Source organism: Aliidongia dinghuensis, assembly GCF_014643535.1.
GTDB lineage: Bacteria > Pseudomonadota > Alphaproteobacteria > ATCC43930 > CGMCC-115725 > Aliidongia > Aliidongia dinghuensis.
In genome coordinates this window covers 312,505-324,772 of the sequence record NZ_BMJQ01000008.1, presented here as the reverse complement: position 1 = coordinate 324,772, position 12,268 = coordinate 312,505, and the positions used below count along the sequence as shown (strand labels likewise).

Annotated in this window: 7 protein-coding genes; 3 read left to right on the top strand and 4 right to left on the bottom strand. The window is 63.6% G+C overall.

The genetic code is table 11. The annotated features are described in order from the left end of the window. Positions 1-71: 71 nt before the first annotated feature. The 4 genes from IEY58_RS17190 to IEY58_RS17175 all read right to left on the bottom strand — a co-directional run bounded on the left by IEY58_RS17190 (position 72) and on the right by IEY58_RS17175 (position 6,627). Entirely contained in the window at positions 72-1,658 is a 1,587-nt protein-coding gene (locus IEY58_RS17190) for a site-specific integrase (RefSeq protein WP_189047927.1), read from the bottom strand. Continuing rightward, positions 1,651-2,880: a tyrosine-type recombinase/integrase gene (locus IEY58_RS17185; RefSeq protein WP_189047925.1), complete on the bottom strand. Its 1,230-nt coding sequence runs from the start codon at positions 2,878-2,880 to the stop codon at positions 1,651-1,653. The genes IEY58_RS17190 and IEY58_RS17185 overlap by 8 nt, the downstream gene beginning before the upstream one ends. A gap of 184 nt (positions 2,881-3,064) precedes the next feature. After that, positions 3,065-3,616, bottom strand: coding sequence for a single-stranded DNA-binding protein (ssb, locus tag IEY58_RS17180; protein WP_189047923.1), 552 nt, complete (start codon positions 3,614-3,616; stop codon positions 3,065-3,067). Between the two features lie 74 nt (positions 3,617-3,690). Beyond that, positions 3,691-6,627, bottom strand: coding sequence for a phosphoenolpyruvate carboxylase (locus IEY58_RS17175; RefSeq protein ID WP_189047921.1), 2,937 nt, complete (start codon positions 6,625-6,627; stop codon positions 3,691-3,693). Between the two features lie 276 nt (positions 6,628-6,903). Between IEY58_RS17175 and uvrA the strand changes: the two genes are divergently transcribed. The 3 genes from uvrA to IEY58_RS17160 all read left to right on the top strand — a co-directional run bounded on the left by uvrA (position 6,904) and on the right by IEY58_RS17160 (position 12,266). Then, positions 6,904-9,756, top strand: a complete 2,853-nt coding sequence (uvrA, locus tag IEY58_RS17170) for an excinuclease ABC subunit UvrA (protein WP_229743777.1) — start codon at positions 6,904-6,906, stop codon at positions 9,754-9,756. 156 nt (positions 9,757-9,912) lie between these two features. Then, entirely contained in the window at positions 9,913-11,139 is a 1,227-nt protein-coding gene (locus tag IEY58_RS17165; protein ID WP_189047920.1) for an EAL domain-containing protein, read from the top strand. 68 nt (positions 11,140-11,207) lie between these two features. Beyond that, positions 11,208-12,266: an MBL fold metallo-hydrolase gene (locus IEY58_RS17160; protein ID WP_189047918.1), complete on the top strand. Its 1,059-nt coding sequence runs from the start codon at positions 11,208-11,210 to the stop codon at positions 12,264-12,266. Positions 12,267-12,268: the final 2 nt, after the last annotated feature.

Below are 12,268 nucleotides of genomic sequence, written 5' to 3'. Positions count from 1 at the left end.
GCTCCGTCGCGCGTGGAGGCACTGCGCGTCGCGCTCGGGCCCCTCCTATGGACTACCGGGACAACCCGCCATCAGGGGGTCAACATTGGACGCCGATCGGGGGTCAAGATTGCGCGCCGGTTGACACCACGAGCAGCCTCCGGCAAAGCCGAACGCCGCTTTTTGCATTCTTCGACAACCTGAGCAACCGCGAGGATTGTGCGATCATTGATGGATGCAATCCGCGCGCTCCCTTCATTCATCAGGCGATCGCGCTCACCCAACAGACCATCGAGAATCTCCTCGTGAGGCCCATCCAGCCACGGTCGGAAGTGCCGGCACGTGTAGCAGGCGATTGGCGCGGCGAGACTACAAAAGCTGTGGCTTCCGCATCCACCAACAGCCTGTTCGCCGTCACCGTATCGTGGGTCGGATATGAGATAGTCTTCTTCGTCGGCACCAAAGGCACCATCGACCAGAACCCCTGCAAACGCCTGGGCAAGCGGTGCCATGCGCATGGCAATCGCCTTATCGATGCGCTCAACGATCTCCGGGCGTGCCTCGACATATACGCCAGCATTCTGAGTATCGGAGTGGTCGAGCAGGGCCGCTATAAGTAACTCGCCATGTCCTTCGATAGCAGCATGAGTGCCGAGCGTTCGACGGAGGCGGGTTGGGAAGATGTTCAGTGGTTCGCCGGTACGTTCGGAATGAACCGCGAGGCCTTCGAGGATGAACGTTATACGTCCGCCTATGTTGTCGGCCGTAGTGTGCCATTCAAAACCGTCTAGCCAGTTCTCGATATCTCTCACTGCAGGAAACAAAGGAGCCGAACTTACGTCGGGCACGAAGCCTTTCAGCCTTTTCTCGACTTCTGCAATGTGATGCGAGATGAGCTTTCCGATTTCTGGAAGAAGCGCTCGATCGAAAAACTCATCCCTAGCGAGCTTGCCTCTCTGCTTCGCACGCGGAACCCGCAGGACATAGGTCGGAATCCCGTCGTGACTTGTCGAGTATTTCAGATCGCATATCTTAAGCGACGCGAGTTGGATTGGTCTTGGGCTTAGAAGGATGGCTAGCCACGCCAACGCCTCGTCCTCCACAGCTATCTCACCGGTCAGACGCGCATTCTTGAGGGCATCGATCAAGGCTTGGCGTTCGATATCAGTGAGAGGTCCCTCCACGGGGTCCATGGTCCGGACTGCGGTTCCTTTCCGATTTCCCTCCACTCGCATCTCATCGAGCACTATAGGCGCGTCCGGCTCCACGCCTGGCCAGCCGAGGGCGGCCCACTTTTTTATGAAACCCGACAGACCTGACAGATACCACTTGGTCTCCTTTGAAAGGCTATCTCTGTAGTTGATGATGCTGACCGAATCGATTTTCGACACCGGTGCGCATGGAGAGCCGATAGTCGCAAAGAAATGAACAAGACGTTCAAACATGTTGACCGTATGGCTGGATGATTTGTTTTGGACGTACCAAATCAAAACCGCCTTTATGCAATCAATTATCTCCGGCGACACAAACTCAATTCGGTCAAAATTCAATGAGTGCGCCTTTGCTGCCAAGCGAAGCGTCCATCGATTCCGGCGAGGATCAAAAGCCGCACCATCTCTCGTGACAACTTCCGTTGGCAGTTCGGGATACGGACGATATTCTAATTCATTTTTAACCATTATTGTTATCTCCAAGAGCCTTAGCCTGCATCTTGAGCGAATACTCGCTAGCTTTTCGCCTTATATGTCGCTTCGTGTAAGTTTCGGCGGTGTTAGAACCCTCAGCCCATCCCATCATATTGGAACGGTATTTTTCTTCCTTTGCTTCCGGCACATTCCCTCTGTCCATCGCCTCGGAGAATCGATCATTCCAATCATGACGAAGAACATGAGGGGTAACCCGACTGAGCATTTTTTTGTTTGTAGACCTTATTTCTTTGAAAATTTTTGCGAGGGCGCTTTTCGACAAAGGGCGACCGTGATCCGTTTCAACCAATAAAAACGGATGCTTAGATGATCCTTGGACCGCGCGTCTCTCCCCGAGATACGCAAATGCCAAATCTATCAGGCCCTGGTTCACGGGAAGTATGCGTTCAAGCGTCTTCACCGTCGGCTGGATGCTTCGAGGATCCAACGGATTGTCAGGTCTGCGGACGATCTTCATCGCGTTTGATCGAAAGTCGAGATCGTCAACATATGCGGCGAGGAGTTCGCCTCCTCGAATTCCAAGATGGTAGAGCAATAGGACAATTAACTTGTTTCTGGCCGCCACCCTGGAGTCTTTCCAGGGATTATTGGGAGAATTTGGCTCGATGCATTCCAGGAGAGCTTCACGTTCTTCCGGGTCCAGCCCCTCTCTGTTAGACGATGAGCTTCCTTCTCGGAGAATGCGTGCATCGATTGCTTCGAGCATTTGATCGCGCTTTGCCAACGTCACACCGTAGTTGGGATGCGTCGATTGGATCCGGGCAAGGTGATCATCTGTGAGCCAATAGAGATAGGCGTATATGACGCGCATCCGATTGGCCGCCGTGTAGCGATTGACTGTTTGCTCTCTGACGACTGGCGCCCGCTTTCGTACTCTCTCCAGCGGGATGGTCGGCGCGGCATCGGAATGAGTCCGCGCCTTCGATTTCAGGAGCCGAGACAGAAGGTCCTTGCTCTTAAGCTTCACAGCTGCGGCAAGAGCATCGATCTCATTGAGATCGAGAAAAGCTCCAGACGCGATCCGCCGTGAAAGGTCGATCCCCCAGGTGTCAGTGTGGATAAGCAGAATCGCGATCGCGGATAGGTGAGCCGTGATCGTATTGGCCGCAGCAGCTGTCGCTCGGACCTGCGTCAGAATGTACGCCATCGGCTCAAAGAGCGGCATACCGGTGGCCGCATTCAGGAGCGTTGGCAACCGCTCCCCGTTCTCCATGACGACGGTGTGAATTCGAAACGGGGACGCTGTTGTCAACACGAAAACTCCAGGTGCTACTTACACCCAGGTTCTCGCACGACCCAGAAAACATGACAACGGGGAAGTTTCGCCGTGTTTTCTGGGTCTTATACCATTCTGTTTACATCTACTTGATAGGTGTAAACTAGAACGGAATCTCGTCGTCGAGATCGGTCGCGGGCGCCGGGCCGCGGCTGCCGCCGCCCGAGCCAGACGAGCCGGAACCGCCGCGCGAGCCGCCGCTATAGCCGCCCCCGCCCCCACCGCTATAACCGCCGCCGCCGTAACCGCCGCCGCTGCTGTAGCCGCCGCCCTCGTCGTCACCGAACTCGCCGCCACCACCCTGGCGGCCGTCGAGCATGGTGAGCTCGCCGCGGAACTTCTGCAGCACGACCTCGGTCGTATAGCGTTCCTGGCCGGAATTGTCGGTCCACTTGCGGGTCTGCAAGGCACCTTCGAGATAGATCTTGGCGCCCTTCTTCAAGAACCGCTCGGCGACCTCGACCAGCCGGTCGTTGAAGATCACCACGCGATGCCACTCGGTGCGCTCCTTGCGCTCGCCCGAGTTCCGGTCCTTCCAGGTCTCGGACGTCGCGACCGACAGGCTCGCCACCTTGGTGCCGTCGTTGGTCGTGCGGATCTCCGGATCCTTGCCGAGATTGCCGACCAGGATGACCTTGTTCACCGAACCGGCCATGAAACACCCCTATGCACCATTGGAATCGATGCCCTTGACGTAGGCCGGATGGCCGGCCGGACGCAAGGGTGACGTTAGCCGACGGCGCCGATTTGATACGCGATCGCGTTGGAGAGCCGCAGCACCTGGCCGTAGAGCGCCAGAAGAGGATCGAACAGCGTCTCGTGCTCGCGCGCATAGCCCTGCGTCGCCTCGCCCTCGTAGGTCGAGGGCTCGGCCACGCGGGCCTCGGCCGGCAGCGCGCCCGGGTCGACCTTGGGGAAGATGTCCTTCAGCAGCTGCACCGCACCCGGCACGTCGAGTCGGATGAGCCGGGCCACGATGTCGGCACGCATCAGCCCGTGATGCGGCGAGAAGTCCGGCACGTGCATGGCCAGCAGATAGATCCGGTGGATCAGCGCAAGCCGTACGACATGCAGCAGGACCAGCGTGTGGTGGCGATCCGGCTCCAGCTTGCCCTCGAGCCCGCCGCCATGGGCGCCGGCCCGGTCGGTCAGGTCGAGGAAATCGGCCTGAAGCCGGCGATAGAGCTTGATCAAAGCCGGATATAGGTCGAGCCGCTCGAGCGCGCTCGACACGCCGCGCAGCTCCGTCGCCCGGGTCGGCCGCCGCGTCACGGCCGAGCGCGACAGCCACATGCCGGGATTGAGCGTGTCGATATGGGCCTTCAGCACATCAAGGTCGCTGAAGCCCAGTGCCGTCTCGACCATGACCATCGCGCGCCGGAAGCGCGGCGAGCGCTGGGTGAGCTCGTTGAACAGCTCCGGGTCCTTGGCGCGCGCGCGACCGACGCCATAGAGCGTGTTCGCGAGCAGTCCCAGCTGCTGCAGGATCGCGTTGTTCGGGATGGCGCGGATCTGCGAGACGTGCGTCACCTCCATGGCGCGCGCCGAGCCGTCGTGCTGGCGCTTGGTCGGGCGCGAGCCGGTGCGCGGCACGAGGTTGGCACCATAGGCGCTGACCAGCACCGCATAATTCGGGTCCTCGACCAGGCTCTCGAACAGCTGCTGGATCGTGGCGAAGAACTCGACCGCGTAGTCGTTCTCGCGATAGATCGGGTCTTCGACCGCCTCCGGGTCCGGCAGCAGCATGGTCTCGAGCACGCCGCGCAGCACGGCCAGCGCCGAGGCGAAGCCCATGAACGGCAGGAAGCCGTCGCCGCCCTGGAAGCTCACCTCCTCTTTCACCGCGATGCCGAGGTTCGCGAAATTGGCGCGGGTCACCGGCGGGCTGACATAGCGCAGCCGGTCAACGAGGCTCGACGGATGGCCGCCGCGGCCGATCGATTCGCCGTGCGTGTTGAACAGCACGATCTGGACGTCGCCGAGTTCGTGGCGTGCCAGCAGCGTCGCAAGCCGGAGGCGCAGCCGCTCGATCATGAAGGTCGCCGCCATCTGGCCGAGGTAGCGCCCGGAATCGGAGAAGCCGAACTGCACCGTGAGCCGCCCAGTCCGCTTCAGGTACGCCTTGTAGTGCGGGCTGCGGAGCGCCTCCTCGATGATGCCGTCGCCGCGCTCGAGCGCTTCCGCCGTCTCATAGAGCGGCGAGATCTCGACCTGGTCCTCGACGCCGAACAGGCGCGCGTAATAGAGCGCGGTCAGGAGCGTGAAGCCGGCCTCGGTCTCGGCGATCAGGAAGCGGACGGGCGTGTCGGCATCGACGTATTTCACCATCTGCTGGACGATCATGAACAGGCGCTTCGCCGTCGCCCGCTCGGCCATCAGATCGGCGAAATTGACCTTGACCGGCTCGACCGCACCCAGCAGGTCGTTGATCGCATTGTGATAGCTGCGCCGGTGGCTCGGATCGTTCGGCGCCGTTTCCATGCCGACCTGCTTGCGGATCGCATTGTGCAGCTGGGTCGCGTTCAAGCGCACATGGGTATGGGCGAGCCCCAGCCCGTGGCTCATCAGGCTCGCGTCGAGCGCCACGAGGTCGCGCCGCACCACCCGGTCCTCGCTCGCCGCCAGCCCCGCCGCGACCGCCGCGCGCAGGGGTGCTGCCGACACCAGGCCCGCGTCCCGCCCCTCGACGAACAGGTGGGAGAGCTCGCCGACCCGCTCCGGATGGCCCGAGACGGTGGCGAGCACCGCCTGCTCGCGCTCGACCATGGCGATCGCCCGGTCGAGCTGCTCCACGGCGGGGGCCAGCGCCGCTGCGACCGGCTTCTCCACCGCGGCCAGCCGCTGAGCCGCCGCGCGATGGCGCTTCAACTGCGCGAGCTTCACCCCCAGGCGCTTGGCGAACGTATCGCTCCAGGCGATGTCGGTCCGGCCGTCGAGGTCGTAGCCGACCCAGGAGGCCGCCGTGATCAGGCTCGGACGCAGCTCGGTCCAGCGCTCCGGGTAGAGCTCGGCCGCGACGTCGAGCACGATCTCGTTCACCCGGTCGAGCGCCGCCTGGATATGGCCGAGCGCCTCGACCGAGAACTCATGCTCGACCGCGAGCGTCAGGTCCTGGGGCGGCAGGTGCTCGGCATTCATCACCTCGCGCAGCGTCTCGGCACCGGCAGTGGATCCCAGCGGGCCGCCTGCCTCGTCTCGCCCGCTCGCCATGCGCATGAGCGCCCGCGCCAGCTCGACCGGCATGCCGAAGGTCGGGTGTGCGGTCAGCACGATGCCCAGCACCACGCGCTCAATGCGCGTGCGAAACGCCTCGAACGGCAGAAGCGGCGTTCCGGCCACGGCACGCACCACGGCGGCGATGGCGAGCGCGTTCCCCTGCGGGTCCATGTCGCCCAGATAGCGCACCTGCCGGTCGACCCGGTCAGCGAAGGACTTGACCGAGAGGCGCTGGATCAGCTGGTCGATGGCACCCGCCGAGGCCTGGCCGCCATCCATCATGCGCGAGAACTCGAGCGCCATGAGCAGGATCGGGTTGCCGAACGGGTCGATCTCCGCTTGCTCGGCCAGCACGAAGAGTCGCTCGCGCAGCAGACGTTCGAGGGTAGCGCCGTCCGCAGTCGACGCGGTCGAGCTGGCAAGCAGCGCCCGCAGACGCGACGCCAGCATGCTGCGTTGCACGCGATCGATATCGGCTCTTTCAACCCCTGAATCGGCAAGCATTGGTTTCTCACGGTACCAATTTTTGAAACATTCTATCTTATCGCATTGTGCAGTGCACGCACGCAAGCCTGCGACCTAACCGTGGGGCTAAAGATCATTGGCAGCGGTTGTCACCTGCTGTACGTTGATCACGTTTTGTTCCCATTCCGCGCAGCAGGCTTGAGTCGATTTCCTGGCCGGCCGCGCCATATAGTGCGCGTTCCCCAACGGAAGACTCCCCTGATGCAGCAGATCAGCGTGCGCGGCGCCCGCGAGCACAACCTCAAGAACGTCGACGTCGATATTCCCCGCGACAAGCTCGTGGTCATCACCGGCCTGTCGGGCTCTGGTAAATCGTCGCTGGCGTTCGACACGATCTATGCCGAAGGCCAGCGCCGCTATGTCGAGTCCCTCTCGGCCTATGCCCGCCAGTTCCTCGAGCTGATGCAGAAGCCGGACGTCGATTCGATCGAGGGCCTGTCGCCCGCCATCTCGATCGAGCAGAAGACGACGTCGAAGAACCCACGCTCGACCGTCGGCACGGTCACCGAGATCTACGATTATCTGCGCCTGCTCTACGCCCGCATCGGCGTGCCCTACTCGCCCGCGACCGGCCTGCCGATCGAGAGCCAGACGGTGAGCCAGATGGTCGACCGGATCTTGGGCATGCCGGAGGGCACGCGCCTCCTGCTGCTGGCACCGGTCGTGCGCGGCCGCAAGGGCGAGTACAAGAAGGAGCTGCAGGATCTGCAGAAGCGCGGCTTCCAGCGCGTCAAGATCGACGGCACGCTCTATGACATCGACGAGGCGCCGGCGCTCAACAAGAAGCTGAAGCACGACATCGAGGTCGTGGTCGACCGCGTCGTGGTGTCGGGCGAGCTCGGCAACCGGCTCGCCGATTCGATCGAGACTGCGCTCGAGCTCTCGGACGGGCTGCTCATTGCCGAGAATGCCGACGGCGGCGAGCGCACGACCTTCTCGGCCAAGTTCGCCTGCCCGGTTTCGGGCTTCACCATCGACGAGATCGAACCCAGGCTCTTCTCGTTCAACAACCCATTCGGCGCCTGCCCGGCCTGCGACGGGCTCGGCGCCAAGATGTATTTCGATCCGGACATGATCGTGCCGGACGAGCGCAAGTCGCTGGCCGACGGCGCCATCGCGCCTTGGGCCAATTCGACGTCGCAATATTACTCGCAGACGCTCGAAAGCCTGGCGAAGCACTATCACTTCAGCATGAAGACGCCCTGGTCCGAGCTGCCCGAGGAGGCGCGCCGGGTCATCCTGTTCGGCTCCGATGGCAAGATCGTGCCTCTGACCTATGCCGACGGCTTGCGCAACTACACGACCTCGAAGCCGTTCGAGGGCATCGTCCCCAACATGGACCGGCGCTGGAAGGAGACGGACAGCGCCTGGATCCGCGACGAGCTCTCGCGCTTCCAGAACCAGCAGACCTGCGAGGCGTGCGGTGGTGCGCGCCTCAAGCCCGAGGCACTGGCGGTCAAGATCGGCGGCAAGCACGTCTCGGAAGTGACGGCCCTCTCGATCGCCGAGGCCGGCCGCTGGTTCGCGGAACTGACCAAGACGCTCTCGCCCAAGGATGCCGAGATCTCCTATCGCATCCTGAAGGAGATCAACGAGCGGCTGGGGTTCTTGAACAACGTCGGCCTCGAGTACCTGACGCTCGCGCGCGCGTCGGCGACGCTGTCCGGCGGCGAGAGCCAGCGCATCCGCTTGGCGTCCCAGATCGGCTCGGGCCTGACCGGCGTGCTCTATGTGCTGGACGAGCCGTCGATCGGCCTGCACCAGCGCGACAACGACCGGCTCTTGGCGACGCTGCGGCGGCTCCGCGACATCGGCAACACGGTGCTGGTGGTCGAGCATGACGAGGACGCGATCCGCGCCGCCGATCATCTGATCGACATGGGGCCGGCGGCGGGTGCCCACGGCGGCGAGATCATCGCGCACGGCACGCCCGAAGAGGTCATGGCCCATCCGAAGAGCCTGACCGGGCTCTACCTCAAGGGCGAGCGCTCGATCCCCGTGCCGGCCCAGCGGCGCCGGATCGACAAGAAGAAGGCGCTCGAAATCGTCGGCGCGCGCGGCAACAACCTGCAGAACGTCTCGGTCAAGATCCCGCTCAGCACCTTCACGTGCGTGACCGGCGTCTCGGGCGGCGGCAAGTCGACGCTCATCATCGAGACGCTCTACAAGGCTCTCGCCAAGCGCATGAACGGCGCGCGCGAGCAGCCGCTGCCGCACGAGCGGATCGATGGCATCGAGCGGATCGACAAGATCGTCGACATCGACCAATCGCCGATCGGCCGCACGCCGCGCTCGAACCCGGCGACCTATACCGGCTGCTTCACGCCGATCCGCGACTGGTTCGCAGGCCTGCCCGAGGCGAAGGCACGCGGCTACGCACCCGGCCGTTTCTCGTTCAACGTCAAGGGCGGCCGCTGCGAGGCGTGCCAGGGCGACGGGCTCATCAAGATCGAGATGCATTTCCTGCCCGACGTCTATGTGCAGTGCGACGTCTGCAAGGGCCGGCGCTACAACCGCGAGACGCTCGAGGTCACGTTCAAGGGCAAGTCGATCGCCGACGTGCTCGACATGACGGTCGAGGACGGCGCCGAGTTCTTCAAGGCGGTGCCGTCGATTCGCGACAAGCTCCGCACGCTCGAGCAGGTCGGCCTGGGATATATCCATGTCGGCCAGTCGGCGACGACGCTGTCGGGCGGCGAGGCGCAGCGCGTCAAGCTCGCCAAGGAACTGTCGCGGCGTGCTACCGGCCAGACGCTCTATATCCTCGATGAGCCGACCACGGGCCTGCATTTCGAGGACGTGCGCAAGCTGCTCGAAGTGCTGCACACGCTGGTCGACCAGGGCAATACGGTGCTGGTGATCGAGCACAATCTCGAGGTCATCAAGACCGCCGACTGGCTGATCGACCTCGGCCCTGAAGGCGGCGCCGGCGGCGGCCGGATCGTGGCCGAGGGCCGGCCCGAGGCGGTGTCGGAGGTGGCCGAGAGCTACACCGGACGCTACCTCGCGCCCTATCTCGCGCGCGCCGCGGCGGACAAGCGACGGCGCGCCTAGGGCGCCCGGCGCGCCGCGCCCCGCGCAATCCAGCCTGGCGCGAGCGGTTGCCGTGACAAGGTTTAGAAGGAGTTAATACAAATAGGGTCCAATGCCGCTCAGCGGGGCCACTCCCGATTTCCGCTCGTCCGCGACGGCACCCGCGCATGAGGCAAGATGTCCAGGTCAGCACAGGAAGAAATTTCAACGGACCAGGAGTACCGGCTCCTGGAGCAGGTCGATCGGCTGTCGCGCCATCGCAACGGCCGGCGTGCGGTGCATGTCCATCTGTCCCGCCTCCGCTCCGAGAACCGTCGCGACCATCACCTCCGTATCGCCGCCAGCACATTCGAGAATCAGGTACGGGCGTTCGAGGGCCAGCTGTTCCAGCTGGCGAACCAGGACCTGTTCTTCATCTATCGCGACGTCCATCCGAGCGAGATCGACGAAGCGGTGATGCGCCTGCGCTACCTGTTCACCGACGATCCCCTGGTCCAGGACAGCGACGAGACAGACGGTTTCTGCACCTGGTACGACCTGGAACGTCAGTATGACGACCTGCGCGCGTCCGCCCAGGCGCTCTACGAGGATGCCCAGCGGCGCCAGAAGCGCCTGGCGCAGATCGCCGGCACCGGGCAGACCTCCAAGACGCCGATCAATGCCCATCGCCTGGGCGAGCTCATCGACATCATCGCCAAGGCCGATCTTTCGAACCTGCTGCGCCGGCAGGCCGTATTCGCGATCCTGACGACCCAGCCGCCGCAACCGCTGTTCCGCGAGCTGTTCATCTCGATCGGCGACCTGCAGAAGCTCGTCCTGCCGAACTACGACATCCTCGCCAATCGCTGGCTGTTCCAGTACCTGACCGAGACGCTCGACAAGCGCATGCTCGCGATGCTGAGCAAGAACGACGATCCGGCGATCTCGAACTCCTTCAGCCTCAACCTCAACGTCTCGACCATCCTGTCGAAGGAATTCATGGCCTTCGACAGTTCGCTCAAGGCCGGCGCACGCGGCACGATCGTGATCGAGCTGCAGATGCTCGACGTCTATGCCGACATCGCCGCCTTCACCTTCGCCCGCGATTTCGCGCGCGAGCGCGGCTATCGCCTGTGCCTCGACGGCCTCAATGAGCTCACCCTGCCGATCGTCGATCGCGAGCAGCTCGGCATCGATCTCGTCAAGCTGCAGTGGAAGCCCAACATGGCCGACGACCGCCTGCCGGAGAAGAAGGCGAAGATCCGCGACATGGTCGAGCGCACGGGCAAGACCAAGGTCATCATGTGCCATGTCGACACCGAGGAAGCACTGCGCTTCGGCCACAGCATAGGCCTCGCCATGTACCAGGGCCGCTTCATCGACCAGCTGGTCGCCCCCCGGAACGCGGCCAACCGCCCGCGCTGAGGTTTTCGACGCCAAGGTTCCACTGGCGGCGCTTGTGAGGGCAGTCCTGATCCCTTAGTTTGCTCTGGATGAGCAGTTCGACCCCAGCGGCGGCCGCGGCCGCCGGTCTCACCTTTCCGCATGCGGCACCGCCCGAGCCGGGCGGCCTCGTGGAAATCGCCCCCGGCGTGCTTTGGCTGCGCCTGGCCCTGCCCTTCCAGCTGAATCACGTCAATGTCTACCTGATCGAGGACGAGGGCGGCTGGGCCGTGCTCGACACCGGGCTCGGCGACGACGCAACGCGCGCCGCGTGGCAGGCTGTGCTGGCCGGCCCGCTCGCCGGCAGCCGGCTCACCCGTCTCATCGTCACCCACTTCCACCCGGACCATGTGGGCTTGGCCGGCTGGATGTGCGAGCGCTATGGCCTGCCGCTCCACATGAGCCAGACGGAATATCTGTTCAGCCACGCAATGCAGCTCGACCAGACCGGCATCGGCGACGAGCCGCTGCGCGCGTTCCACCGCACGACCGGCCTCAATACCGAGCAGATCGAGCAAGTCGTGGGACGCGGCCACAGTTACCTGAAGCGGACGACCGGCCTGCCGCCGACCTTTCTCCGCCTGATGGCCGGGGACCGGCTGCCCCTCGGCGGCCGCGGCTTCGACATCCTGACCGGTGCCGGGCACGCGCCGGAGCAGGTCATGCTGTTCGAGCCCGCAACCAAGCTGTTCTTCTCGGCCGACCAGATCCTGGCCAAAATCTCGCCGAACGTCAGCGTCTGGTCGATGGAGCCGGAGGCCGATCCCCTGGGCCTCTATCTCCGCTCGCTGGCCGAGATCCGGGCGAGCCTGCCGGAGGATGCCTTCGTGCTCGCCTGCCACAACCTGCCGTTCTACGGCCTGCACCGCCGGATCGACGAGCTGGTCCAGCACCACAGGCACCGCTGCGCCGAAATCGCCGACGCCTGCCGCGCGGCGCCCAAAAGTGCTGCCGACATCATCCCGGTGCTGTTCCACCGTCCGCTCGACGCGCACCAGACCGGCTTCGCTGTCGGCGAGGTGGTGGCCCATCTCAACTACATGCGCCGCTGTGGCGAGCTTACGCGCGAAACCCGGACGGACGGCGTCCATCTCTATCGCGTCAGCTGAGG